Origin of the sequence: Streptomyces sp. NBRC 110611, from assembly GCF_001590865.1 — a bacterium.
Lineage (GTDB): Bacteria > Actinomycetota > Actinomycetes > Streptomycetales > Streptomycetaceae > Streptomyces.
Genome location: NZ_BBUY01000002.1, coordinates 631,702 through 657,013, shown reverse-complemented (window position 1 = coordinate 657,013; position 25,312 = coordinate 631,702). Strand labels below are relative to the sequence as shown.

The following is a 25,312-nucleotide window of genomic DNA, read 5'->3' as shown; positions in this document are numbered from 1 at the left end:
GCGCAGCGGTAACGGCAACGGCGCGGCGGAAGGTACGGCGCCGCAGACGACAACGTGGGAGGTTAGGCCGCAGCCTCTTGTTCCGCCTCCACCTCCTGGTTCCAAGCCCTCTTCGACGCCTGCCAGCCGTCCTCGTTGTGGCCGCTGCGCCAGTAGCCCGAGATGGAGAGGGCCTCGCGGGGGACGTGGCGTTCGACGCGCAGCAGGTGGCGGAGTTCTTTGACGAAGCCGGCCTCGCCGTGCACGAACGCCTGGACCTGGCCGGGCGGGAAGGTCAACGCCCGTACGGCGGCGACCAGTTCGCGGCCGACGGGGGCGCTGCCGCGGCGGAGCCAGGTGATCTCGGCGCCGGCCGGCACGTCGAGCTCCTGGCGTTCCTCGGGGCCCGCCACCTCGATGAAGGCGTGGACGGGGACGCCGGCCGGTATCCGGGCGAGGGAGGCGGCGATGGCCGGGAGGGCGCTTTCGTCGCCGGCCAGCAGATGCCAGTCCGCCGCGGGGTCGGGGGCGTAGGCGCCGCCGGGGCCGAGGAGGTAGATCTCGTCGCCGGGCCGGGCGGCGGCCGCCCAGGGGCCGGCCAGGCCCTCGTCGCCGTGCACCACGAAGTCCACGGCCAGTTCGCGGGTTCCGGCGTCCCAGGTGCGCACGGTGTACGTGCGGGTCCTGGGCCACCGGTTGCGCGGGAGTTCGGCGCGGATCTGCGCGATGTCGAACGGCTCCGGGTAGCGCACTCCGGGCAGGGGGAAGACCAGCTTGACGTAGTGGTCGGTGTACTCGCCGGCCGTGAACTCCGCCAGCCCGTCACCGCCGAGCACCACGCGGACCATGTGCGGGGTGAGCTGCTCGGTGCGCTGCACCCGGGCGCGGTGCAGTGTGGGCTTCTTACGGGTCGGACGCTCTGCTGTTGCCACGGCGACTCCCTGACACGAGATTTGTTAGGTATACCTAACCTAACAGGTCGTCGGTCCTGGTGGATCACCGGTTTCGGGCAGGTTGCCGGCCCTCGCGGTCTACCGGCGGAGTGCGGCCAGCAGGCGCTGCAGGGCGCCGCCGAGTCCCCACTGGGCCGCCAGGGCCTCCAGGCGCTCGGGGTCGGCCGGATCGGCGGGGAGCGTGTGGTCGGTGTCCGGGACGGGGGCGTCGGTGGCCACCTTGACGACCTTCGGCGCGACCTCGACATACGGGCGTGCCGTCAGCAGGCGGGTGCGCTGCGCGGGGGTGATCTTGGAGGCCGGGTCCTCGGCCGCGGCCATGATGCCCGCCAGATCGCCGTGCGCGGCCAGCAGCTTGGCGGCGGTCTTCTCGCCGATCCCCGGCACGCCCGGCAGGCCGTCGCTGGGGTCGCCGCGCAGCAGCGCCAGGTCGGCGTAGCCGGGGCCGTCCACGCCGTACTTCTCGCGCAGCAGTGCCTCGTCGGTGAGCTGCAGCGTGCCGACGCCCTTGAGCGGGTACAGGACGCGGATCCCGCGCCGGTCGTCGACCAGCTGGAAGAGGTCCCGGTCGCCGGTGACGATGTCGACCGGGCCGTCGGCCCGTGCGGTCAGGGTGCCGATGATGTCGTCCGCCTCGTAGCCGGCCGCGCCGATACGGGCGATGCCGAGCGCGTCCAGGACGTCCTCGATGATCGGGACCTGCGGGGAGAGGGTGTCGGGGATCTCCTCCACGTCGGGTTCCGCGGATTCGGCCGGGGCCTCCTCGGCCACCCGGTGCGCCTTGTAGGTGGGGATCAGGTCGACCCGCCACTGGGGGCGCCAGTCGGCGTCCATGCAGGCGACCAGGTCGTCGGGGTAGTGGTCCTGGACGAGCCGGGCGATGAAGTCCAGCAGGCCGCGTACCGCGTTCACCGGGGTGCCGTCCGGGGCCCTGACCGAATCCGGCACCCCGAAATAGGCGCGGAAGTACAGGGAGGCGGTGTCGAGGAGCATCAGGCGTCGAGTCACATCCCGCATGATGCCGTATGCCCCTTACGTCACGCCGATGTGATCTGCCGCACTGTCGCGTTTGAGCCGTTTATGGCGGGGCAGGCGCGCACGCGGAGTGGACCCGGAGGAGTTTCAACCTTTCACCGGTGAAGGACGGGCGGAACCCGTCGCGCTCCACGACCTGCCTGCGGGGGTGGCAGGTCGTTTTACGTGCGACCAGAGAGGTTTATGTGTCCAGGCTGCAAGCCGAGCACCTGTACAAGGTGTTCGGCAGAAGACCCGAGGACGCGGTCGGCAGGCTCCAGGCCGGTGCCGGCCGGGACGAACTGCGGGCCGAAGGCACCACCGCCGCTGTGATCGACGCCTCGATCGAGGTGGACGAGGGCCAGATCTTCGTCGTCATGGGTCTGTCCGGATCCGGTAAGTCGACGCTGCTGCGCATGCTCAACGGGCTGCTGGAGCCCACCGCGGGCACCGTACGCTTCGACGGCCAGGACCTCACCTCGCTCAGCGACAAGGAGCTGCGCGCGGTCCGTTCCGAGAAGATCTCCATGGTCTTCCAGCACTTCGCGCTCTTCCCGCACCGCAGTGTGCTGGAGAACGCCGCCTACGGCCTGGAGGTGCGGGGCGTACCGCGCGCCGAGCGCGAGGCGCGCGCCGCCGAGGCGCTGGAGCTGGCGGGCCTGAAGGGCTGGGAGAAGTCCTGGCCCGACGAGCTGTCCGGCGGTATGCAGCAGCGCGTGGGCCTGGCCCGGGCGCTGGCCACCGACGCCGACCTGCTGCTGATGGACGAGTCCTTCAGCGCCCTGGACCCGCTGATCCGGCGCGATATGCAGGACCAGCTGCTGGAGCTGCAGAAGACCCTGAAGAAGACCATCGTCTTCATCACCCACGACCTGAACGAGGCGATGCGGCTCGGCGACCGGATCGCCGTCATGCGCGACGGCCGGGTGGTCCAGACCGGCACCGCCGAGGACATCCTGGTCACCCCCGCCAACGACTATGTCGCCTCCTTCACCCAGGACGTCGACCGCGCCCGGGTGCTGACCGCAGGCGCGATCATGTCGGACGTCCAGGACGCGCTGGGCGGTACGGGCGGCGACGGGCGGGAGATACGCACCGAGGCCGATCTGCTGGCCGCCGCGCCCGCCGCCGTCACCGCCGACACTCCGGTCATCGAGCTGTTCACTCCCTGCTCCACCAGCGATGTCGCGGTCGCCGTGACCGACGAGGACGGCAAGCTGATCGGTGCCGTGCCGCGCGCCCGGCTGCTGGCCGTGCTCGGCGAGCCCGCCAAGGAGACCGAGGTGCCCGCCGCCCGGGCCGGGTCCGCCGCCGAGGCCGAGGGCAAGGTGATCGCCGGTGCCTAGGATCCCGCTCGGCTCATGGGCCAACTCCGCCGTCGACTGGCTGCGGGACAACCTCGCATGGTTCTTCGACGCCCTCACCACCGTCCTGACCGGGGTCTACGACGGCATCCTGGCCGTCCTGAACGCGCCGGAACCGCTGCTGCTGGCCGGTATCCTCGCGGTGCTCGCCTGGTGGCTGCGCGGCCTGCCCGCCGCCCTGCTCACCTTCGTCGGCTTCGCCCTGATCGACTCCATCCAGCAGTGGGACACGACCATGCAGTCGCTGTCCCTGGTGCTGGTCGCCTGCCTGATCACGGTCGTGGTCGCGGTGCCGCTGGGCATCTGGGCCGCGCGCAGCCGCGTCGTCAGCTCGGTGCTGCGCCCGGTCCTGGACCTGATGCAGACGATGCCCGCGATGGTCTACCTCATCCCCGGCATCCTCTTCTTCGGCGTCGGGGTGGTGCCCGGCATGGTCGCCACCATCGTCTTCTCCATGCCGCCCGCGGTCCGCATGACCGAGCTGGGCATCCGGCAGGTGGACGGCGAACTGGTCGAGGCGGCCGAGGCGTTCGGTACGCACCCGCGCCGCACCCTCTTCCGCGTCCAGCTGCCGCTGGCGCTGCCCACGATCATGGCGGGCATCAACCAGGTCATCATGCTCGCGCTGTCCATGGTCGTCATCGCCGGCATGGTCGGCGGCGGCGGGCTGGGCCAGTCCGTCTACAACGCGATCAGCTCCGTCAACGTCGCCCTCGGCTTCGAGGCGGGCCTCGCGGTCGTCATCCTGGCCATGTACCTGGACCGGATGACCGGCGCCCTGAACCAGCGGATCTCACCGCTGGGCCGGCGCGCGCTGGCCAAGGCGCAGGCGGCGCTGGGCGGTGTGAAGTTCCTGCGCTGGCGCCCGGCCACCTCCGTGGCGATGACCGGCGTCGTGGTGCTCGCGCTGGTCGCCGGCGGCCTGAACGTCTTCGGCGCGAGCGACTCCAAGGGCGGCGGCAACGGCCGCGCCATCAGCCTCGGCTACGTCAACTGGGACGAGGGCAAGGCCACCACATACCTGTGGAAGGAGATCCTGGAGCAGCGCGGCTACCGGCCGACCGCCAGGCCCCTGGAGGCGGGTGCGCTCTTCACCGGCCAGGCCCGCGGCGACATCGACGTACAGACCAACGCCTGGCTGCCCACCACCCACGAGCAGTACTGGCAGAAGTACCGGGACAAGCTTGAGGACCTGGGCACCTGGTACGACAAGACCTCGCTGGAGATCGCGGTCCCCTCCTACGTCAAGGACGTCGCGTCCCTGGCGGACCTCAAGGGCAAGGGCTCCGCCTTCGGCGGCAAGATCTACGGCATCGAGCCGGGCGCCGGCGAGATGAAGATCTACAAGGAGAAGGTGGCCAAGGAGTACGGCCTGGACGGCGAGTACCAGCTGGTGGAGGCCTCCACCTCCTCCATGCTCGCCGAGCTGGACCGCGCCTACCGTGCCCAGAAGCCCATCGCGGTCACCCTGTGGTCCCCGCACTGGGCCTACGACAAGTACGACCTGACCAAGCTGAAGGACCCCAAGGGCGCCTTCGGCTCCGGTGACGGCCTGCACCTGCTGGGCCGCCAGGGCTTCGCGAAGGACGAGCCCGAGATCGCGGGCTGGATGAAGAACTTCAAGCTGGACGAGAAGCAGCTCACCAGCCTGGAGAACGAGCTGCACAAGGCGGGCGAGGGCCATGAGCAGGACGGTGTGCGCTCCTGGCTCAAGCAGCGCCCGGGCCTGGTCGACAGGATCGCGCCGGTGCAGCAGAAGGAGAAGGAGGGCAGCGGGGCCTGACCCGGCGGGCAGGCCCCGGGGGCGCCGGTGACGCGGACGTCCATGGGGCGCGGTGCACCGCCACCCCGGAGCCCTCCCCCGTGATCACACCCGCGGGTGTGCGAGCCCCCGTCCGGCAGCTGTCGGACGGGGGCTCGCCGCTGTCCGCCGGCTCCTTCGCCTCGTCCCCCGGCCCTTCGCCCGGCCCGTTCGTCCGGCTCCCGGCCCCGGTTCCCCGGCCGCGTCACCTGACCGGGCGCGGCCTCGTCGCGGAGCGGGGCGGCGGATGATTCGCTGGAGGGCGTGAAGTCCGCACGCGCCGCCGCCGTCGCCCTGATCAGCGCCTCCGCGCTGGCGCTCGGCACGCCCGTCGCCGCGGCCCGGGTGGAGCCGGATCCGATGGCGGCCGGGCAGCGGGTGCGCATCAGTGACGGCCGGCAGTGCGCGGCGGCCCGTGGCGCGCGGGCGGACTCGGCGCTCTTCGGCTCGGTGGCGCTGCGGCCGGGCCCGCGGGGGATGGCCGCCGATGCCTGGATCGTGGAGCGGGCGGCGCCGGGCCGCTACCGGGTCACCATCGAATGCGCGCCGGGCGGGGCGAAGTTCACCGAGACCGTGACGGTGCACCGCGGACGGGTGGAGGGGGTGAACATGGTGCAGGCAGCCGGTGGTCTGGCGCTGTTCCTGCTGGCCGGCAGCGCGGCGTATCTGCTGCGCAGGCGTGGGGCCGGCGCGCGGTACTGAGCGCGCGGTACTGAGCCGCGAGTGCGGTGGCGCCACGGGGCGTACCGTGGACGGATGACCCGTCAGCGGCCTGTCCGGCGTGTGGTGTCCCTGGTCCCCTCCCTCACCGAGGCGGTGGCGGCCTCCGCCCCCGAGCTGCTGGTCGGCGTCACCGACTGGTGCAGCCACCCGCCCGGGCTGGCCGCCGCCCGTATCGGCGGCACCAAGAATCCCGACACCGCCGCGATCGCCGCCCTGGCGCCCGACCTCGTCCTCGCCAACGAGGAGGAGAACCGGCCGCCGGACCTCGAGTCTCTGCGGGCCGCCGGGCTCGAGGTGCTGGTGACCGAGGTACGGACGCTGGACCAGGCGTTCGGCGAGCTGCGGCGCGTCCTGGTCGACGGCTGCGGACTGCCCCGTCCGGCATGGCTGGACGCCGCCGAGGCCGCCTGGCGCGGTCTGCCGGTGCGCCCTCGTGCGGGAAGGGCCGCGGTGGTACCGGTCTGGCGGCGGCCGTGGATGGTGCTCGGCCGGGACACCTTCGCCGGGGACGTCCTCGCCCGCCTCGGCGTACGCAATGTCTACGCGGACCGTGCCGAGCGCTATCCGAAGATCGCGCTCGCCGAGCTCAACGCCGCCCCCGCCGAACTCGTCGTACTCCCCGACGAGCCGTACCGGTTCACCGCCGACGACGGGCCCGAGGCCTTCCCCGGCCTGCCCGCCGCGCTGGTCAGCGGCCGCCATCTGACCTGGTACGGACCGTCGTTGGCGGAGGCCCCCGACGTCCTGGCGGCAGCGCTCGCCGCGGCCCTCCGTCCCTGAACCGCCGGATAAGCCCTACGCCTTGACCGGCTGAGGTGCCGTCAGCAGGCGGCCGTGGAGCAGGCCGCTCGCGGTGCGGCAGCCGGCCACCGCCACCGCCGTCACCAGGACGGCGAACAGCGCCACGGCCAGCCAGGTGAAGAGGTCCAGCCCGGTGTGCGCGGCCAGCCCGGCCGCTCCTGTGACGCAGGTGCCGAGCGGGAACGTGAAGCCCCACCAGGTCATCGCGAAGCCCATGCCGTTGCGGAAGGCGCGGACCACCATCGCCCCCGCTATCGCCAGCCACAGCAGCGCGAAGCCCGTCACCGGCACGCCGTAGAGGACCGCGAAGGCGCTCATGGCGTGGGCGGTGGCGGCGTCCACGGTTCCGGGGGCGACGGCCGCGAGATTGCCCACCGCGGTGGTGGACTGGCCCAGCGGGCCGAGCACGAGGAAGAGGGTGGGCGTCAGGGCGAGCGGCAGCGGGCCGTGGTGGAGGAGCCGGGACATCACGAGGGGGAGGACGGCCAGGGTGGCCAGCAGGGACATGCCGAACAGGGCGTAGCAGGCCAGCAGCAGCGCCTGCCGCGGCTGGCCGGCCGGCAGATGGGGGACCAGCGCGGGGCCGAGGGCCGCGGAGACCATGGGGGCGACGAGCGGCAGCAGCCAGACGGGCGTGGCGCTGCCCGGTTCGATGCGGTGCCGGGTCACCATCAGGTACGGGATCGCCGCGGCGCCCACGACACCGACGAGGGTGCCCAGGGACCACAGGGTGACGTCGACGGCGAGGGCGGCCGGCTCGCCGATGACGTCCCGGCCCACCGCGAGGGTGCCGCCGCCCACCGCCAGCAGCGCCATCGCCAGGCAGCCGTAGAACGGGGCCACCGCCGGGTCCTGGAGATGTCGGCGGGCCTGGTCGGTGTGGCGCAGCCAGTGCACGGTGCGGGCCGCCAGGAGCGTCAGCAGCATCAGCGCCGACAGCGCCCAGACCGCCTGGTAGGCGGTGCGCAGGCCGGGGGCGGTGAGCGGGAGGGTGTGGCCGGCGTTGGCGACGATGGCCGTGCCCATGACGGCGGCGTACCAGTTCGGCCCCAGGTGACGGACCGGGCCGGCGGGCCGCGGAGGGGCGGGGCGGGACGCTGTGTGCGCGAGGGTAGCCATGGGACCAGCGTCTCCGCGCGGAACGGTCCCCACCAGGGACTATCCGTCTATGACGGCATAAGCTGGGGTTATGTGCAGGGGTGGCTGTGAGCAGGATTCCGGTGCCGGGCCCGTCGCCGTACCGCTGTCGCACCGGGTGCCGGACCTCGGTGCGCTGGAGCTGCTGCTCGCCGTCGCGCGGCTGGGCAGCCTGGGGCGGGCGGCCCGGGACCGGGGGATCAGCCAGCCCGCGGCCAGCAGCCGGATCCGGTCGATGGAGCGGCAGCTGGGGGTGGCGCTGGTCGAGCGGTCGCCGCGCGGCTCCCGGCTGACGGAGGCCGGGGCGCTGGTGACGGACTGGGCGCGGCGGGTGGTGGAGGCGGCCGAGGCGTTCGACGCGGGGGCGCAGGCGCTGCGCGGGCAGCGGGACTCCCGGCTGCGGGTCGCGGCGAGCATGACCATCGCCGAGTACCTGCTGCCCGGGTGGCTGGTCGCGCTGCGGGCGGAGCTGCCCGGGACGGCCGTCTCGCTGCTGGCGGGGAACTCCAGCGCGGTGGCCGAGCGGCTGCTGGCCGGTGAGGCGGACCTCGGTTTCGTGGAGGGGCTGCAGGTGCCGGCGGGGCTGGACGGCGCGGTCATCGGGCACGACCGGCTGCTGGTCGTCGCCGCGCCGTCGCATCCGTGGACCCGGCGCCGCGGCGCGCTGACCCCCGCCGAGCTGGCCGGGGCCCCGCTGATCCTGCGCGAGCGCGGCTCCGGTACCCGGCAGGTGCTGGACGCGGCGCTGGCCGGGCACGGCGGACTGGCCGAGCCGCTGCTGGAGCTCGCCTCGACCACCGCGGTGAAGGCCGCCGTGGTGAGTGAGGCGGCGCCGTCGGTGCTCAGCGAGCTCGCGGTCGGGGAGGAGCTGAGCGCCCGTCGGCTGGTGGAGATCCCGGTGAGCGGGCTGCGGCTCGGCCGCGACCTGCGGGCCGTGTGGCGGACCGGTCAGCGGCCGGCGGGTCCGGCCCGCCGGCTGCTCGGGCTGACCCGGGGGACGTCGTGACGCGGCCGGAGCCGTGTTGATCGCCGCGCACGGGCCTCGCTAGGGTGTGCGAAATCGTGGGCGCGCCAGCGTGCCCACCCTGGTACAACAAGGGGGAACAGCCGCATATGAGGCTCAAGTTCATCATGCCCGCCGTCGTCTCGGCGGCCCTGGCCGGCACCGCGTTCGGCACCGCCGGGACGGCCGTGGCCGGTACGCCCGGTGCGGCGCGGCCGGCCGAGACGGCCAAGGTCGCGGCAGCCGACTGCGTCTCCGCGTGGGCGCAGGAGAATGTGAAGATCCGCAAGGAGCGGAAGCTGAACAGCACCGCGGTCGGGCTCTTCACCAAGGATGCGAAGACCTGCATCCTCGCCAAGGGCACGGGGCAGTCCTACGACCTGTGCAACCGCTCGGGCAACGACTGGTACAAGATCACGTTCCGCGGCAACACCGGCTGGATCCCCGCCTCCTGCGGGATGCGGGAAGTCTGAGGCACCTCACGCCCCCGAGGACGCCCCGCGTGCCGCCGCCACCAGCGCGTCCATCACACGCGGGTCGTCCCCGGCCTCCGGGTGCCACTGCACCCCCAGCGTGAAGGCCCGCGCGTCCGGCAGTTCCAGTGCCTCGACGGTGCCGTCCGCCGCGTGTGCCGAGGCCAGCAGCCCGCTGCCGAGCCGGTCCACCGCCTGGTGGTGGTACGTCGGTACGGACACCGGCTCGGGCAGCGCACGGCCGAGCAGCGTGCCGGGGACCGGCTCGACGTCGTGGTACCCGAAGACCCCGGGCGGTCCGGCGTGCCCGTCGAGGTGCTGGACGAGGGTGCCGCCCAGTGCCACGTTCAGCAGCTGGAGCCCGCGGCAGATGCCCAGCAGCGGCACCCCGCCCGTCAACGCCGCCTCGATCAGGGCGAGTTCCCAGGCGTCCCGGTCCAGGGCGGGGGGGCCGGTCCTGGGGTGCGGCTCCGCGCCGTAGCGGTCCGGCGCCACATCCGCGCCGCCGGCGATCACCAGCCCGTCCAGCCGGGCCACCGTCGCCGCGGCGGTCGCCGGCTCGCCGGGCGGCAGCAGGACGGGCAGCCCGCCCGAGCGCTGCACCAGCCGGGGGTATCCGGCGGGCAGCAGCGCGGCCGGCAGCGTCCACACTCCCCAGCCGGCCTCCTCCTGATAGGTGCTGACGCCGATGAGCGGGCTGGTCACGGTTCCTCCAAGGGTGGGAGAGGCAGGGGGTCGGGGACGGCCGGTCAGTTCTTTTCCAGTTCGGCTTCCGCCGCCGCCAGCGCCGCGAACTCCTCCTCGGGCGCCGCGGCCACCAGCCGGTGCCGGGAGTAGAGCGCGAAGTACGCCAGCGCCACGACGTACACCGCGAGCGCGATGACCGCGGCGTCCTTGTCGACCAGGAACGTCGCCACCAGCGCCGAGCAGGCCAGGACGAAGGCGACGGACGAGGTCAGCAGGCCGCCGGGGGTGCGGTACGGGCGGTGCAGACCGGGCTCCCGGCGGCGCAGCACGATATGCGACAGGGCCATCAGAGCGTACGAGATGGTGGCGCCGAAGACCGCGATGTTCAGCAGCCGGGCGCCGTCGCCGGTGGCCGCGGCGAGCGTGAAGCCCAGCCCGCCGGGCACCAGCAGCCCCAGGTAGGGGGCCTTGCGGCGGCTGGTCAGGGAGAGGAAGCGAGGGAGGTAGCCGGCCCGGGAGAGGGCGAACAGCTGCCGGGACCCGGCGAAGATCAGCGAGAAGAAGGACGCCACCAGGCCCGCCAGGCCCGCGTAGTTGACGATCCGGCTGACGGTCGTCGGCACACCGTCCGGCTGCAGCGCCTGGACGAGGGGATCGCCCACCGACTGGAGGGCGGCCGAGCCGCGCGCCCCGGTCGCGGCGACAAAGGTGATCATGGCGAGCAGCAGCAGTACGCCCATCGCGGCGGCCATCGCCCGGGGCAGGGCGCGCGCCGGGTCCCGGGTCTCCTCCGCGGCCAGCGGTACGCCCTCGACGCCGAGGAAGAACCACATGGCGAACGGGAAGGCCGCCCAGATCCCCAGCACCCCGAACGGCAGCCAGGAGTTCGCCCCGAAGGCGCCGGCCTCGACCGGGATGTCGTCGAGCGCGTCGACGTGGAAGTCGGTGAGCGCGGCGCAGGCGAAGACCAGCAGCGCGGCGACCGCGACGGCGGTGACGATCAGGCTGAAGCGCAGCGCCTCGCCGACGCCCCACAGGTGGATCCCGATGAAGAGGACGAAGCAGGCGAGGTGGACGGGCCAGCTGGAGTGCAGGCCGAAGAGGCCCAGCGATTCGACGTAGTCGCCGATGAAGAGGGCGATCGCGGCCGGGGCCAGGACGTATTCGATGAGGATGGCGGTGCCGGTGAGGAAGCCGCCCCAGGGGCCCAGCGCGCGGCGGGCGAAGCCGTAGCCGCCGCCGGCGGTGGGCAGGACCGAGGCCAGCTCCGCCAGTGCGAAGACCAGGCAGGTGTACATCAGGCCCATCAGGACGGCGGCGATCGCCAGGCCGCCGAAGCCGCCGTGCGCCAGGCCGTTGTTCCAGCCCGAGAAGTCGCCGGAGACGACGTAGGCGACGCCCAGGCCGGTGAGCAGCAGCGGTCCCGCGCTGCCGCGGCGCAGGGTCCGCCGCTCCAGATAGGCCGCGTCGGACGAGGCGCCGCCCGGGGGAGCGCCGCCGGTGGGGGCGGTGGGCGGTGCGGTCTGCGAATCGGTGCTGTCGGCCATGAGCCGCTCCTGCCTCGCCGAGGGGGATTCGAGCAAAGGTTCTGGCGCGTACCTTTGCGTCCCCGGCCGCTCCGGCGCAAGACCCCTGTGTAAAAGAATGGTTAACCGGGGGTCTCCGGACGGGGGGCCTCAGGGCGCCGGAGCCTCAGGGCGCCGGCGCGGCCAGGAAGCCGCGCAGCAGCGCCGCGGTCCCGCCGCAGTGCTCCCGCATCACCTCGCGGGCGCCGTCGGCGTCGCCCGCCAGCACCGCCTCGACCAGCGCGCCGTGCTGGGCCTGGGAGTGCTCCAGATTGCGTACCAGCAGCGGAATGCCGTCCAGCAGCTCGTTCACGGTCGCCCGCACGGCCGCGTACTGGGCGGCCAGCGAGGCGGAGCCGGACAGTTCGGCGAGGGTGAGGTGCAGCAGGGTGTCCTGTCTGCGGTAGTCCGCCAGCGGTGCGTCCTGGGTCGCCGCCAGGGCCGCCCGCAGCCGGTCGGCCCGTTCGCCGGCCAGGCCGTGCCCGGCGCACAGCCCGGCCGCGCCCGTCTCCAGCACCTCCCGGAACCGCAGGACGTCCTCGACGTCGATCTTCTCGATCCGGCGGCGCAGCTCGGCCTCGCCCGGGGTCTCGGTCCGCGTCCGGACGAACGTGCCGCCGTAGCGTCCGCGCCGGCTCTCCACCAGGCCCTCGTCCTGGAGCACCTTCAGCACCTCGCGCAGGGTGACCCGGCTGATCTGCAGCCGTTCGGCCAACTCCCGCTCCGCGGGGAGCCGTTCGCCCTGGGGGACCAGGCCGAGCCGGACGATCTGGAGTATCTGCTCCAGGGCCTCCTCGAAACCGTTGCCCGCCCGCACCGGACGCAGCACGGGTGCCAGCCGGTCAGTCGCGCCGTCCATCGCCACCCCTTCCCAACCAATGGTTCATGTGCATACCTTATGACCTCCGGTTGCAGTGACAGGAGGCAACACCGTGGCAGACCGCACGCCCCCACTCTCCGTCGAGGAGCTGAGATCCCTCGTCGACACCGGGGAGATCGACACTGTCGTCCTCGCCTTCACCGATATGCAGGGCAGGCTCCAGGGCAAGCGGTTCGCGGCCCGGTACTTCCTCGACACCGTCCTCGACCACGGCACGGAGGGCTGCAACTACCTCCTCGCCGTCGACGTCGACCTCAACACCGTCGACGGCTACGCCATGTCCTCCTGGGAGCGCGGCTACGGCGACTTCGCCATGCACGGCGACCCCGGAACCCTGCGCCGCACCCCGTGGAACCCGGGCACCGCCCTGATCACCGCCGACCTCGCCTGGCACGACAGCTCCCCGGTCGCCGCCTCGCCCCGGCAGATCCTGCGCCGCCAGCTCGACCGGCTGGCCGAGCGGGGCTGGCGCGCCTACGCCGGCACCGAGCTGGAGTTCCTGCTCTTCAAGGACTCCTACGAAGAAGCCTGGTCACGCGGCTACCGCCGGATGACCCCGGCCAACCAGTGGAACGGCGACTACTCCGTCCTCGGCACCGGCCGCGTCGAACCCGTCCTGCGCCGCATCCGCAACGAAATGGGCGCGGCCGGGATGACCGTCGAGTCCGCCAAGGGCGAGTGCAACCTCGGCCAGCACGAGATCGTGTTCGTCTACGACGAGGCGCTCACCACCTGCGACCAGCACGCGATCTACAAAACCGGCGCCAAGGAGATCGCCGCCCAGGAGGGCATGGCGCTCACCTTCATGGCCAAGTACGACGAGCGCGAGGGCAACTCCTGCCATATCCACCTCTCGCTCCGGGACGAACAGGGCCGGCCGGTCCTCGCCGACGACTCCGGCCCGTACGGCATGTCGCCGGTCATGCGGCACTTCCTCGCCGGCCAGCTCGCCACGCTGCGCGAGTTCACCCTCTTCCACGCCCCCAACATCAACTCCTACAAGCGCTTCCGGCCCGGCTCCTTCGCCCCCACCGCCGTCGCCTGGGGACCCGACAACCGCACCTGCGCCCTGAGGGTCGTCGGCCACGGCCACGCCCACCGCCTGGAGAACCGCCTCCCCGGTGGCGACGTCAACCCCTACCTCGCGGTCGCCGCCATGGTCGCGGCCGGCCTGTACGGCATAGAGCACGAGCTGGAGCTGCCCGACGCGACGACCGGCAACGCCTACCACGCCGACGCCGCGCACGTCCCCACGTCCCTCCGCGAGGCCGCCGGGCTGTGGGAGCGCAGCGCCGCCGCGCGGGAGGCCTTCGGCGACGAGGTCGTCGACCACTACCGCCACATGGCCCGCGTCGAGCAGGACGCCTACGACGCCGCCGTCACGGACTGGGAGCGCTTCCGCTCCTTCGAGCGCATGTGAGGACACCACCACCCGTGTTGCACGAGCTGAAGATCATCAACCCGGCCACCGAGGACCTGGTGGCCACCGTCCCCACCACCTCCCCCGACGAGGTCGACGCCGCGGTCCGCCGGGCCGCCACCGCCCAGGAGGCCTGGGCCGCGGTGGCGCCCGGCGACCGGGCCCGGATCCTGCGCCGCTTCGCCGACGTCGTCGACGCCCATATCGAGCCCCTCGCCGCGCTCGAACTCGCCGAGGCCGGGCACCCGCTGGGCAACGCCCGCTGGGAGGCCGGCAACGTCCGCGATCTGCTGCACTACGCAGCCGGGGGAGTGGAGCGGCTGACCGGACGTCAGATCCCGGTCGCCGGCGGGCTGAACATCACCGTCCAGGAACCGCTCGGCGTGGTCGCCGTGATCGCCCCCTGGAACTTCCCGATGCCGATCGCCGCCTGGGGCACCGCCCCCGCCCTCGCGGCCGGCAACGCCGTCCTCCTCAAGCCCGCCGAGACCACCCCGCTCACCGCGCTCCGGCTCGCCGAACTCGCCCTGGACGCCGGCCTCTCCGAGCACCTTTTCCAGGTCCTGCCCGGCGAGGGCCCGGTCACCGGCACCGCACTGGTCGACCACCCCGGCGTCGCCAAGGTCGTCTTCACCGGCTCCACCGCCACCGGCCGGCGGATCGCCGCCCGCTGCGCCGCACAGACCAAGCGGCTCACTCTCGAACTCGGCGGCAAGAACCCCAACATCGTCTTCGCCGACGCCGACCTAGAGGCCGCCGCGGCCGCCGCCCCCGCCTCCTTCCTCGACAACACCGGCCAGGACTGCTGCGCCCGCAGCCGCATCCTCGTCGAGCGCAGCGTCTACGACCGCTTCCTGGAGCTGCTGGAGCCCGCGGTCAAGGCGTTCGTGGCGGGCGACCCGGCCGATTCCGCCACGCAGATGGGCCCGCTGATCTCCGCCGCCCAGCGCGAGCGGGTACGGTCCTACGTCCCCGAGGACGCCCCGGCCGCCATCCGCGGCGACGTGCCCGCCGGGAAGGGCTTCTGGTACCCGGCCACCGTCCTGGAGGGCCGGCCCGGAGACCCCGCGGCCACCGAGGAGATCTTCGGCCCGGTCGCCGTCGCCCTCCCCTTCGACGACGAGGCCGACGCGGTCCGGCTCGCCAACGCCACCGACTACGGCCTCTCCGGCTCGCTGTGGACCCGCGACGTGGGCCGCGCGATCCGCGTCTCACGGGCCGTCGCGGCCGGCAACCTCTCCGTCAACTCCCACAGCAGCGTGCGCTATTGGACCCCCTTCGGCGGGTTCAAGCAGTCCGGACTCGGCCGCGAACTGGGCCCGGACGCGCTCGCCGCCTTCACCGAGACCAAGAACATCTTCCTCAGCACCGAGCCCAGCACGAAGGAGTCCTCGTGACCGACCAGACCGCCGTGTGCCGCCGCCTCGTCGGACGCACCGCCGTGATCACCGGAGCCGGCAGCGGCATCGGCCTGGCCACCGCCCGCCGGCTGGCCTCCGAAGGCGCCCACGTCGTCTGCGCCGACATCGACGAGACCGCCGGCAAGAAGGCCGCCGAGGAGGTCGGCGGGCTCTTCGCCAAGGTCGACGTGACCGACTCCGAGGAGGTCGAGGCGCTCTACCGGACCGCCTTCGACGCCTACGGCTCGGTCGACATCACCTTCAACAACGCCGGTATCTCCCCGCCCGACGACGACTCCATCCTCACCACCGGACTCGACGCCTGGAAGCGCGTCCAGGAGGTCAACCTCACCTCCGTCTATCTGTGCTGCAAGCACGCCCTGCCCTACATGCAGCGCCAGTTCCAGCGGACCGGGCGCGGCGGCTCCATCATCAACACCGCCTCCTTCGTCGCCGTCATGGGCGCCGCCACCTCCCAGATCAGCTACACCGCCTCCAAGGGCGGCGTGCTGGCCATGTCCCGCGAACTGGGTGTGCAGTTCGCCCGCGAGGGCATCCGGGTGAACGCCCTGTGCCCCGGCCCGGTCAATACCCCGCTGCTCAAGGAACTGTTCGCCAAGGACCCCGAGCGGGCGGCGCGGCGCCTCGTCCACGTGCCGGCCGGCCGGTTCGCCGAGCCCGAGGAGATCGCGGCCGCGGTCGCCTTCCTCGCCAGCGACGACTCCTCCTTCGTCAACGCCGCCGAGTTCCTGGTCGACGGCGGTATCGCCGGGGCCTACGTCACTCCGCTCTAGCCCCTATGTAAGGTCCATGACCAGCACCGGAACCGGCTCTCGTGCCGGTTCCGGTTGCGGTCCTGCCCCCCCCCATGCGTCAAGGAGGATGCATGCGCACCGGACGCACCCTCGTCTCCGGCCTGCTCGCCGCCGCCGCCCTCGCGGCCTCCATACCGGCCACGGCCACCGCCGCGCCGGCCGGCCCCCGGTCCCGCAGCGCCTGCCCGCAGCTGTCCGAGAACCTCGCCTGGTACGGCGACAACCGTGCCAAGCTCCAGAAGATGATCGACGAGCGGGGCAGCTGCTCCGGCAAGGGCGGACCGCGCCCGGTCGCCGCCTTCGACTGGGACAACACCGTCGTCAAGAACGACATCACCGACGTGACCATCGCCTGGGCGCTCAGGCACGACAAGATCCTCCGGCCGGCGGGCTGGAAGTCCACCAGCGCGTGGCTGACCGACGAGGCCGACGCCGCCCTCACCAAGGCCTGCGGCACCGACGTGCCCGTCGGCCGGCCGCTGCGCACCTCCACCAACACCGCCTGCGCGGACGAGATCTTCGAGATCCGCGCCGAGGGCAGGACCATGAGCGGCGCGGCCGCCTTCGCGGGCGAGTGGAACCACCGGCGCACCGTCCCGCAGTACGCCTGGGTGCCCCAGCTCTTCACGGGACACACCGTGCGGCAGCTGGAGTCGTACACCAGGAAGGCCCGCAAGGAGGCTCTGGCCGCGCCGGTGGGCGCCACCCAGAAGGTCGGGACGCACGAGGTCTCCGGCTACGCCCGCTACTACGACCAGCAGCGCGACCTGATCCGCACGCTCAAGAAGGCCGGGTTCGACGTCTACATCGTCTCGGCGGGCTCGGAGCCGGTCGCCGAGGTGTGGTCGCGCGGCGTCGGCATCGACCGCGAGCACACCATCGCGATCCGCTCGGTCCTGGACAAGCAGGGCCGGATCACGCCCTGGACCCGCGGCTGCGGCGGCGTCCCCGTCAGCAAGGGCGAGGCCATCCCCTACATGGACGGCAAGCGCTGCATCATCAACCAGGAGATCTTCGGCGTCAGGGGCGCGAAGGCCTGGCAGCAGCAGCCGTGGGACCGGCGGATCGCGCTCGGCGGCGGTGACGCCGACACGGACGTGACGTTCGTCGGCGACGCCACCGGCGCCCACCTCGTCCTCAACCGCAACAAGCCCGAGGTCATGTGCCGTGCCTACGACAACGCCGACGGCCGCTGGGTGGTCAACCCGATGTTCATCGAGCCGAAGCGGCGCCAGACGGCTCCGTACCCGTGCGCGACCGCCGGCTACACCCACCCGGACGGCACGCACGGCCCGGTCCGCCGCCCCGACGGATCGGTGATCCCGGACCAGCGGGACACCATCCACGGCTGACGGCCCGAGGGCCGCACCGCCTCACAGGAAGGTGCGGCCCTCGCCCCGGTACGTCGGCACCGTGTCCACCAGCCGGTCCCCGTCGATCAGGTGCAGCGCGTCGAACCGCTCGCACAGCTCACCGGCCTTCGCGTGCCGGAACCACACCTTGTCGCCGATCGCCAGGCCGTCCGCGGCCGGCCCCAGCAGCGGCGTCTGCACCTCACCGGGCCCCTCCTGCGGGTCGTAGCGCAGCCCGGCCGGCAGATGCGGCACCGGCAGCCGGTCCGCGCCCGCCGGCCCCGACGCCGGATAGCCGCCGCCGAGCACCGTCACCACCCCACGGCCGGGCCGGCGGACCACCGGCTGGGCGAACAGCGCCGCCGGACGCGCGCGGAACGCACGGAAGTTGTCGAACAGCCGCGGCGCGTAGAGCCCCGAACCGGCCGCGATCTCGGTGACCGCCGCCTCCGCCGCCGTGTGCTGCACACTCCCCGTACCGCCGCCGTTGACGAACTCCAGCCGCGGCGCCACCGCCCGCACCGCCCGAACGGCCTCCCAGCGCCGCCGCGCCAGCTCCTTGCGCGCCGCCGCCTGCATCACCCGGACCGCCCGCGAGAACACCGGCCGGCCGGCGACCTCGTCGCCCACCCCCGCCACATGCCCCTCGTAGGCCATCAGCCCCACCAGCCGGAACCCGGGCCGGCGCACCACCGACCGGGCCAGCGCGGCCAGGTGGTCCGGCGACCGCAGCGGCGACCTGCGGGCACCGACCCGCACCGCCCCCAGCCGGTACGAGGTGTCCAGCTCCAGGCAGATCCGTACCTCCTCGCCGCCTCCCGCGCCCCGGGGCCGGGCCGCGTCGATCAGATCCAGCTGCGCCGGGTCGTCGGCCATCACCGTCACCGCGGCCGCGAGCCGGGCGTCGGCGGTCAGCTCGGCGAAGCCCGCCCGGTCCGCCGAGGGGTACGCCAGCAGCACGTCCGGGAAGCCGCAGCGCGCCAGCCACAGCGATTCGGCCAGCGTGAAGCTCAGCACCCCGGCGAAGCCGTCCCGCGCCAGCACCCGCTCCAGCAGGGCCCGGCAGCGCACCGACTTGCTCGCCACCCGGACCGGCTTTCCCCGGGAGCGGCGCACCAGATCGGCGGCGTTGGCGTCGAAGGCCCCGAGGTCGAGCACGGCCAGGGGGGCGTCGAGGTGGGCGGTGGCCCGGTGGTACCGAGCCATCTCTTCCCGCGCGTCGGCTCGCTGCGAAGGCATGGCCGCAGCCTGCCAGAACTTCCCCCACGCCTGAAGGGCGCGGGTGGGGGTGCCCCCACGCTTTCAAGGCTGTGGGGGAGTACCCCCACCCGCTGCGTAGGGGAGAGATCCCGACAGAGCGGACAGCGGGCCGCAGCGGGTTGCCGCACCGGCGCCGCCAGCCCGTAGAGTGGCTCGACGCCGCAACAGCAGGTCAGCGGCGTGTTGTCCGGATACGAACCACCCTGCCCCGATTGCGCATCGGGTCCGGCGGGGAGGCGGCGCGAGGGGGAGCGCGGGTGAGCACCGACGCAGAGTTCGCCGATGCGCGACGGACCCCGCCCATACCCCCGCGGCCGCCCGTGGCACCCGCGTCGGACGAGGACCCTCGGACGACCGTGCTGCGCCGCCGGGTCCCGGCCTTCCCCGAGCTCTCAACTCCTCCCCCACTCTCGGCTCCGCTCGAGCGGGGGGACCCCCATGCGCAGGGGAGACCCCAATCGCCCGTACCCCCTGCCATGCCCCCCGCCCCGCCCGCGCAGCACCCCGCGGCCACCGCGCCGCCGCCCGGCCCCGCGGGCCCCGCGGTCCCGCCGCGCCCCACCGCACCGCCCACCCCGCCCGGCCGCCCTGCCGCCTTCCGCGACACCGCCGCGTACCACCTGGCCCACAGCCAGGACCGGTGGCACGAGCCCACCGAGCGCGCCGCCGCCCCGCCCGCCCCCGAACCGGCCTCCGCCACCCCGTCCGTGGCGCCCGGCAGCCGGCCGCCCGCCCCCGCGGCCGGGCACCCGCCGCGCCCTCCCCGGCCCCGGACACCGCCCCCGCCCCAGGCGGCCGGCGGCGCCCCCGCGACGCCTCCGCAGCCGGCCGGGACGGGCCGTCGCCCCGGCGCCCGGATGATCACCGCCGCGGCCTGCCTCGTCCTCGGCATCGGCCTCCTCGGCGGCGCGGCGGCCGGGAGCTGGCTCACCGCCGCCCCCGCCGACGGCCCGCCCTCCCGCGAGGCCGCCTTCGCCAACGGCCGCGACGCCTGGCACAACACCCCCGTCGACACCCTCTTCCCGCGCACCGTCGAGGGCCTGGGCACCGGCCCCGGAGGCGCCGACCGGACCTGGAGCCGGATCGCCGTCGCGCCCGACGGCGGCTGCACCGACGCCTACGACCCACGGCTCGCCCAGGCCCTCGCCCGGGCGGGCTGCGTCCGCCTGCTGCGCGCCACCTACCTCGACGCCACCCGCACCAACGTCATCACCGTCGGCGCCCAGACCACCGCGGCCGACCTGGCCGGCATGCTGGCCCTCAACACCCGCTTCAGCACCCAGAACCTGGGCCACCGCACCGACCTGATACCCCTTCCGTACGCGCCGAAGGGCACCCCCGCCGAACGCTTCGGGCCCGCGCAGCGGGCGAGCTGGACCGTCCGGGTGCTCACCGACCTCCCGGTCGTCGTGTACGCGGTCTCCGGCTTCGCCGACGGCCGCACCGTCCCCGCACCGCAGCCCGCCGAGGCCGCCACCCGGGCCGGCGCCACCACCGCCCCGGCCGAATCCGGCCTCGGCCACGACGCGAAGGACCTCGCGGACCGCGTCGCAGCGGCCTTCCGCGCGGCCTCCGGCATCCCCGCCAAGAGCACGGAGTCGCCGGCATGAGGCAGGCCATGACGAAGACCCTGCGGCGCGGCGCCACCGCGCTGGCCTCCGCGGCGCTCGCCGTGCTCCCCGCCGCACCGGCCCGGGCCGACGCCATCCGCGCCCAGGAGTGGGGCCTCACGGCCATCCGCGCCCAGGAGGCCTGGCGCACCACCAAGGGCGCCGGCATCACCGTCGCCGTCCTGGACACCGGCGTCGACGCCCACCACCCCGACCTCGAAGGCCAGGTGCTGCCCGAGAAGGACCTGGTCGGCTTCGGTGCCGGGCCCGGCGACGCCACCTGGGCACAGCACGGCACCGGCATGGCGAGCGTCATCGCCGGCCGCGGCCACGGACCGGGCAACCAGGACGGCATCCTCGGCGTCGCCCCCGAGGCCAGGATCCTCCCGGTCCGCGTCATCCTGGAGGACAAGGACCCCCAGCGCGAACGCGCCCGTACCGAGAAGGCCGGCGCCCTCGCCGACGGCATACGCTACGCGGCCGACCACGGCGCCGACGTGATCAGCATGTCCCTGGGCGACGACAGCGAGACCGCGCACCCCGAGCCCCGCGAGGACGCGGCCATCCAGTACGCCCTCGGCAAGGGCATCCCCGTCGTCGCCTCCGCGGGCAACGGCGGCATCAAGGGCAACCGCGTCTCCTACCCCGCCGCCTACCCGGGCGTCATCGCCGCCACCGCCGTCACCGAGCAGGGCGACCGCGCCCCGTTCTCCACCCGCCACTGGTACGCCACGGTCAGCGCACCCGGCCACAACATCCTCATGGCCGGCAACGACGACGGCTACGTCAACGGCTGGGGCACCAGCCCCGCCGCCGCCTTCGTCTCCGGCGCCATCGCCCTGATCCGCTCCGCCCATCCCGGCCTCAGCCCCGCCCAGATCCGCGGCCTGCTGACCTCGACCGCCCAGGACGCCCCCGAGGGCGGCCGCGACGACGACCTCGGCGCCGGCCTGATAGACCCCGCCGCCGCCCTGGAGGCCGCCGCCGGCCTCCGGCCCACCCCGCAGAAGCCGTCCCCCGCCGGCTACGCCCACCGCTACTTCGGCCCCGGCCCCACCCCGAACGCCACCGACGACACCCCCACCCACTGGCTCCCCTGGACCGCCGGCGCCACCGGCCTGGCCCTCCTGGCCACCGCCTTCCTCCTCCGGCGCAGCCGCAGCACCTGACACCACCGCACGGACGCGCCGGACGGCGCCGCACACCGCCCCGATACGCTCGGGCCCGTGCAGAAGAACATCCCCGACCCCGGTTTCGCGGACGACGACGGCTCCGCCGCCCCCGCCCTCGCCGCTGCCCTGACGGCCTACGCCACCGACCGGAGCACCGAACCCCGGCTCCTGGCCGCGCTGGCCGGCGCCCGCGTCCTCGTCCCCGTCGTCGCCGTCCTCGGCGAGGTGGAGGAGGGCCCGGACGGGCTGCGCCGCGAGAAGACCAGCGATATGGCCGTCCCCACGCTCCAGGCGCCGGACGGCCGCCGCGCCCTCCCCGCCTTCACCTCCATGGAGACGCTGCACCGCTGGCGCCCCGACGCCCGCCCGGTGGCCGTCCCCCTGGAGCAGGCGCTGCTGGCCGCCGCCCACGAGCAGGCCGACACCGTCGTCCTCGACCTCGCCGGCCCGGTGACCTACCAGCTGACCGGGCCCGCCCTGCGCGCCCTCGCCGAGGGCCGTACGACCACCGACCCGCTCGCCGACCCGGCCGTCACCGACGCCCTGCGTGCCCTGCTCGCGGCCGAGCCCGCCGTCCGCGCCGCCCATCTCACGCCCTCCGCCGAGACCGACGGCACGCTCGCCCTCGACCTGGCCGCCGACGCCTCGCCCGCCGAGGCCGCCCAGCGGCTCGCCCAGGCCCTGGCCGCCGACGAGACCCTGCGCGCCCGGCTCGTCAAGGGACTCGACCTGGCCCTCCTGCGGCCCGGCGCCACCACCCCGGGGGACCCCCTGTACCAGCGCTGACCCGTCACGCCCCGACGGGCGCGATCGTCTCCACGGCCGCACAATGCGAGGAGAGCTCAAGATCCACGCGAGGAGAGCCCACATGGAGACAACGGAGACGGTAACCGAGCCCGAGGGCGGCGCGGCCCCGGCCGTGAGCCGGGTCGTCGTGTGCGAGTTCCTCGGCACGCTGCTTCTGGTGTTCTTCGCCGTCGGCTCGGCGGTGCTGGCCGGTGAGTACATCGGCACCTTCGGCATCGCCCTGGCCTTCGGCTTCACCATGCTGGCACTGGCCTACGCCCTCGGCCCGGTCTCGGGCTGCCACATCAACCCCGCGGTCACCCTCGGCATGCTGCTGGCCCGCCGGATCCCGCTGCGCACCGCCGTCGAGTACTGGATCGCCCAGATCGTCGGCGGCATCGTCGGCGCCGCGCTGCTCTTCCTGGTGGCCAAGCAGGTCCCGGGGCTGCAGACGGACGGTGCCTTCGGCACCAACGGCTGGGGCGACCGCTCGGCGGTGCACATCAACCTCGGCGGCGCGTTCGTCGCCGAGATGGTGATGACCTTCCTCTTCGTCTACGTGGTGCTGTCGGTCACCCACGCGGGAGCGGCCGTCGGCTTCGGCGGTGTGGCGATCGGCCTGGCGCTGGCCACCGTCCACCTCATCGGCATCCCGCTGGACGGCACCTCCGTGAACCCGGCCCGGTCCCTCGGGCCGGCCCTGTTCGCCGGCGGCGCGGCGCTCACCCAGGTGTGGCTCTTCCTCGTCGCCCCTCTGATCGGTGGCGTGATCGCGGCGGCGGTGCACCAGGTGACGCACCCTCCCCGGACCGACACCCCGCCCGCCTGAAGGCGACGGGGATATACGTGAGGACCCCGGCCACGTGGCCGGGGTCCTCACGGGTGCGACGATCAGACGTGCACGAATCAGCCGAACACGGGACCGGTGAACTTCTCGCCCGGCCCCTGCCCCGGCTCGTCCGGCACGATCGAGGCCTCGCGGAACGCCAGCTGGAGCGACTTCAGGCCGTCGCGCAGCGGTGCGGCGTGGTAGGAGCCGATCTCCGTGGCGCTCGCCGTCACCAGTCCGGCGAGCGCGTGGATCAGCTTGCGCGCCTCGTCGAGGTCCTTGTGCGCCTCGCCCTCCTCGGCGAGCCCGAGGTTGACCGCCGCCGAGCTCATCAGGTGCACCGCGACCGTGGTGATCACCTCGACCGCCGGCACCTCCGCGATGTCACGGGTCATGGTGTCGAAGTCGGGACGCGGCGCCTCCGTCGCGCTCGCGGCGTCGGGCTGCTGCGGGGTCTGGTCGCTCATGTGGCTTCTTCCTGCTGAGGGGTCGGCTCAAGCCTAGGGCCCGGGCTCGCGGGCTCCGCGTCCGGGGACGCCCGCGTCCGCACACGAGTGGGGATGCCCTCTTGACTCGTGTATTCTGGTGTTCCGACCGGCCGGACACGTATGTGAACGGCCCACAAGTGGAGGCTCCGATCTCCCACCCGGCCGACCCTCAGGGGCGGCGGGTCACTGGTCAGGCTGCGCCCCGCGGAGACTTCGCGGCGGTGCTCCCGATCTCGTTCTGGAGCCCCGCCTGTGTCCCGTCCGGGGCGTTTTCCACGTCACGGCGCGGTTGGTCACACCGAACAGACGTTACGCGGCAGTCCGCCAGGCCGTCGCGTGGTGCTACCGAGGAGGATCCATCAGCGCCGAGCCCCGCATCAACGACCGGATTCGCGTCCCCGAGGTGCGACTCGTCGGTCCCAGTGGCGAGCAGGTCGGCATTGTGCCGCTTGCCAAGGCCCTGGAGCTTGCGCAGGAGTACGACCTCGACCTGGTCGAGGTGGCGGCGAACGCCCGTCCGCCGGTCTGCAAGCTCATGGACTACGGAAAGTTCAAGTACGAGTCGGCCATGAAGGCCCGTGAGGCGCGCAAGAACCAGGCGCACACGGTCATCAAGGAGATGAAGCTCCGGCCGAAGATCGACCCGCACGACTACGACACCAAAAAGGGTCACGTCGTCCGGTTCCTCAAGCAGGGTGACAAGGTCAAGATCACGATCATGTTCCGTGGTCGCGAGCAGTCCCGCCCCGAGCTGGGCTTCCGGCTGCTGCAGCGTCTCGCGGAGGACGTCCAGGACCTCGGCTTCATCGAGTCGAATCCGAAGCAGGACGGCCGCAACATGATCATGGTCCTCGGTCCGCACAAGAAGAAGACCGAGGCGATGGCCGAGGCCCGTGAGGCGCAGGCCGCCCGCAAGGCGACGCGCCAGGGTGGTGCTCCCGCGGAGGAGCCCGCCGGGGAGCCCGCCGAGGCGTGATCCACGGGCGCGAGCCCCGGATGCATGCCGGGGCACCCGCCCCGGACACCAACCGATACATCTGACGCTCCCGTCAGCCGGTGCACGCCGGTGGGAGCGCCACTGACGAGGAGAGAACGGCGCATGCCGAAGAACAAGACGCACAGCGGTGCCAGCAAGCGCTTCAAGGTCACCGGCTCTGGCAAGGTGCTGCGTGAGCGCGCCGGCAAGCGCCACCTGCTCGAGCACAAGTCGTCCCGCGTGACGCGTCGCCTCACCGGCAACGCCGAGATGGCCCCGGGCGACGCCGCGAAGATCAAGAAGCTTCTCGGCAAGTGAGCCGCCGCGCCCCGCTGAACGTGCGGGGGCGCGACTCGAACCGGGACTCAATCGAATTCGGGCCGTGTGAGGACCACCACGGCCCCGCTACAAGGAGTTAACAAGTGGCACGCGTCAAGCGGGCAGTCAACGCCCACAAGAAGCGCCGGGCGATCCTCGAGCAGGCCAGCGGCTACCGCGGCCAGCGCTCCCGCCTGTACCGCAAGGCGAAGGAGCAGGTCACCCACTCCTTCGTCTACAACTACAACGACCGCAAGAAGCGCAAGGGCGACTTCCGTCAGCTGTGGATCCAGCGCATCAACGCCGCTGCCCGCGCCAACGGCATGACCTACAACCGCTTCATCCAGGGTCTGAAGGCCGCCAACATCGAGGTGGACCGCAAGATGCTGGCCGAGCTCGCGGTCAACGACTCGAACGCGTTCGCCGCGCTCGTCGAGGCCGCCCAGAAGGCGCTCCCGAGCGACGTCAACGCGCCGAAGGCTGCCTGAACCCCAGCCTGACGACGT

At 73.3% G+C, this 25,312-nt stretch carries 25 protein-coding genes; 17 read left to right on the top strand and 8 right to left on the bottom strand.

The window, feature by feature from the left end; all coding sequences use genetic code 11:
- Positions 1-62: 62 nt before the first annotated feature.
- Positions 63-911, bottom strand: coding sequence for a siderophore-interacting protein (locus AZE13_RS07425; RefSeq protein ID WP_066928171.1), 849 nt, complete (start codon positions 909-911; stop codon positions 63-65).
- A 99-nt stretch (positions 912-1,010) separates the two neighbouring features.
- Entirely contained in the window at positions 1,011-1,925 is a 915-nt protein-coding gene (locus AZE13_RS07420) for a 5'-3' exonuclease (protein ID WP_066928169.1), read from the bottom strand.
- A 227-nt stretch (positions 1,926-2,152) separates the two neighbouring features.
- Between AZE13_RS07420 and AZE13_RS07415 the strand changes: the two genes are divergently transcribed.
- The 4 genes from AZE13_RS07415 (at position 2,153) to AZE13_RS07395 (ending at position 6,614) form a co-directional block, all read left to right on the top strand.
- Entirely contained in the window at positions 2,153-3,292 is a 1,140-nt protein-coding gene (locus AZE13_RS07415) for a glycine betaine/L-proline ABC transporter ATP-binding protein (protein WP_066928167.1), read from the top strand.
- Positions 3,285-5,093, top strand: coding sequence for an ABC transporter permease/substrate binding protein (locus AZE13_RS07410; protein WP_066928164.1), 1,809 nt, complete (start codon positions 3,285-3,287; stop codon positions 5,091-5,093). The genes AZE13_RS07415 and AZE13_RS07410 overlap by 8 nt, the downstream gene beginning before the upstream one ends.
- 282 nt (positions 5,094-5,375) lie before the next feature.
- On the top strand, positions 5,376-5,813 hold the full coding sequence (locus AZE13_RS07400) for a hypothetical protein (protein WP_066928159.1): 438 nt from the start codon (positions 5,376-5,378) through the stop codon (positions 5,811-5,813).
- Positions 5,814-5,867: 54 nt separating this feature from the next.
- On the top strand, positions 5,868-6,614 hold the full coding sequence (locus AZE13_RS07395; RefSeq protein WP_066928157.1) for a helical backbone metal receptor: 747 nt from the start codon (positions 5,868-5,870) through the stop codon (positions 6,612-6,614).
- 15 nt (positions 6,615-6,629) lie between these two features.
- Here the strand turns inward: AZE13_RS07395 and AZE13_RS07390 are convergent, their stop codons facing one another.
- A complete protein-coding gene (locus tag AZE13_RS07390) occupies positions 6,630-7,754 on the bottom strand; it encodes a TDT family transporter (protein WP_066928155.1) in 1,125 nt (374 codons plus the stop codon).
- Between the two features lie 70 nt (positions 7,755-7,824).
- On the opposite strand from AZE13_RS07390, the gene AZE13_RS07385 reads away from it, so the two are divergent.
- Entirely contained in the window at positions 7,825-8,778 is a 954-nt protein-coding gene (locus AZE13_RS07385) for a LysR family transcriptional regulator (RefSeq protein WP_181690275.1), read from the top strand.
- 107 nt (positions 8,779-8,885) lie between these two features.
- Positions 8,886-9,248, top strand: a complete 363-nt coding sequence (locus AZE13_RS07380) for an SH3 domain-containing protein (protein ID WP_066928153.1) — start codon at positions 8,886-8,888, stop codon at positions 9,246-9,248.
- A 6-nt stretch (positions 9,249-9,254) separates the two neighbouring features.
- Here the strand turns inward: AZE13_RS07380 and AZE13_RS07375 are convergent, their stop codons facing one another.
- From AZE13_RS07375 to AZE13_RS07365, 3 genes are all read right to left on the bottom strand, one after another.
- Positions 9,255-9,953, bottom strand: coding sequence for a gamma-glutamyl-gamma-aminobutyrate hydrolase family protein (locus tag AZE13_RS07375; protein ID WP_066928151.1), 699 nt, complete (start codon positions 9,951-9,953; stop codon positions 9,255-9,257).
- Between the two features lie 44 nt (positions 9,954-9,997).
- Positions 9,998-11,482, bottom strand: a complete 1,485-nt coding sequence (gene eat / locus AZE13_RS07370) for an ethanolamine permease (protein ID WP_066928149.1) — start codon at positions 11,480-11,482, stop codon at positions 9,998-10,000.
- 145 nt (positions 11,483-11,627) lie between these two features.
- Positions 11,628-12,359, bottom strand: a complete 732-nt coding sequence (locus AZE13_RS07365) for a FadR/GntR family transcriptional regulator (protein ID WP_181690274.1) — start codon at positions 12,357-12,359, stop codon at positions 11,628-11,630.
- Positions 12,360-12,432: 73 nt separating this feature from the next.
- On the opposite strand from AZE13_RS07365, the gene AZE13_RS07360 reads away from it, so the two are divergent.
- The 4 genes from AZE13_RS07360 (at position 12,433) to AZE13_RS07345 (ending at position 17,367) form a co-directional block, all read left to right on the top strand.
- Positions 12,433-13,800, top strand: coding sequence for a glutamine synthetase family protein (locus tag AZE13_RS07360; protein ID WP_066928145.1), 1,368 nt, complete (start codon positions 12,433-12,435; stop codon positions 13,798-13,800).
- Positions 13,801-13,814: 14 nt separating this feature from the next.
- Positions 13,815-15,197 carry an aldehyde dehydrogenase family protein gene (locus AZE13_RS07355; RefSeq protein WP_181690273.1) on the top strand — a complete coding sequence of 461 codons (1,383 nt, stop codon included), beginning with the start codon at positions 13,815-13,817 and terminating at the stop codon, positions 15,195-15,197.
- Positions 15,194-15,994 (top strand): 3-oxoacyl-ACP reductase, encoded by an 801-nt coding sequence (locus AZE13_RS07350; RefSeq protein ID WP_066928141.1) that lies wholly within the window; start codon positions 15,194-15,196, stop codon positions 15,992-15,994. The genes AZE13_RS07355 and AZE13_RS07350 overlap by 4 nt, the downstream gene beginning before the upstream one ends.
- Before the next feature lie 92 nt (positions 15,995-16,086).
- Positions 16,087-17,367: a haloacid dehalogenase-like hydrolase gene (locus tag AZE13_RS07345; protein WP_066928139.1), complete on the top strand. Its 1,281-nt coding sequence runs from the start codon at positions 16,087-16,089 to the stop codon at positions 17,365-17,367.
- 21 nt (positions 17,368-17,388) lie between these two features.
- Here AZE13_RS07345 and AZE13_RS07340 read toward each other — a convergent pair whose 3' ends face one another.
- A complete protein-coding gene (locus tag AZE13_RS07340; protein ID WP_066928137.1) occupies positions 17,389-18,606 on the bottom strand; it encodes an amino acid deaminase/aldolase in 1,218 nt (405 codons plus the stop codon).
- A 497-nt stretch (positions 18,607-19,103) separates the two neighbouring features.
- Between AZE13_RS07340 and AZE13_RS07335 the strand changes: the two genes are divergently transcribed.
- The 4 genes from AZE13_RS07335 (at position 19,104) to AZE13_RS07320 (ending at position 23,024) form a co-directional block, all read left to right on the top strand.
- The gene (locus tag AZE13_RS07335; RefSeq protein ID WP_079123776.1) at positions 19,104-20,237 is read left to right on the top strand and encodes a hypothetical protein; all 1,134 of its coding nucleotides are present in this window, start codon (positions 19,104-19,106) and stop codon (positions 20,235-20,237) included.
- A gap of 8 nt (positions 20,238-20,245) precedes the next feature.
- Positions 20,246-21,406, top strand: coding sequence for a type VII secretion-associated serine protease mycosin (gene mycP, locus AZE13_RS07330; protein ID WP_066928133.1), 1,161 nt, complete (start codon positions 20,246-20,248; stop codon positions 21,404-21,406).
- 57 nt (positions 21,407-21,463) lie between these two features.
- On the top strand, positions 21,464-22,195 hold the full coding sequence (locus AZE13_RS07325) for an SseB family protein (RefSeq protein WP_066928132.1): 732 nt from the start codon (positions 21,464-21,466) through the stop codon (positions 22,193-22,195).
- A gap of 82 nt (positions 22,196-22,277) precedes the next feature.
- Complete coding sequence (locus AZE13_RS07320; protein ID WP_079123775.1) at positions 22,278-23,024, top strand: MIP family channel protein; 747 nt, start codon at positions 22,278-22,280, stop codon at positions 23,022-23,024.
- A gap of 77 nt (positions 23,025-23,101) precedes the next feature.
- Here the strand turns inward: AZE13_RS07320 and AZE13_RS07315 are convergent, their stop codons facing one another.
- Positions 23,102-23,491, bottom strand: coding sequence for a DUF1844 domain-containing protein (locus tag AZE13_RS07315; RefSeq protein ID WP_066928131.1), 390 nt, complete (start codon positions 23,489-23,491; stop codon positions 23,102-23,104).
- A gap of 310 nt (positions 23,492-23,801) precedes the next feature.
- Here AZE13_RS07315 and infC point away from each other — a divergent pair, with 310 nt between their 5' ends.
- The 3 genes from infC to rplT all read left to right on the top strand — a co-directional run bounded on the left by infC (position 23,802) and on the right by rplT (position 25,294).
- Positions 23,802-24,488 (top strand): translation initiation factor IF-3, encoded by a 687-nt coding sequence (infC, locus tag AZE13_RS07310; protein ID WP_079123774.1) that lies wholly within the window; start codon positions 23,802-23,804, stop codon positions 24,486-24,488.
- A 123-nt stretch (positions 24,489-24,611) separates the two neighbouring features.
- Positions 24,612-24,806: a 50S ribosomal protein L35 gene (gene rpmI, locus AZE13_RS07305; protein WP_016576627.1), complete on the top strand. Its 195-nt coding sequence runs from the start codon at positions 24,612-24,614 to the stop codon at positions 24,804-24,806.
- Between the two features lie 104 nt (positions 24,807-24,910).
- Positions 24,911-25,294, top strand: a complete 384-nt coding sequence (rplT, locus tag AZE13_RS07300; protein ID WP_066928129.1) for a 50S ribosomal protein L20 — start codon at positions 24,911-24,913, stop codon at positions 25,292-25,294.
- The last annotated feature ends 18 nt before the right edge of the window (positions 25,295-25,312 follow it).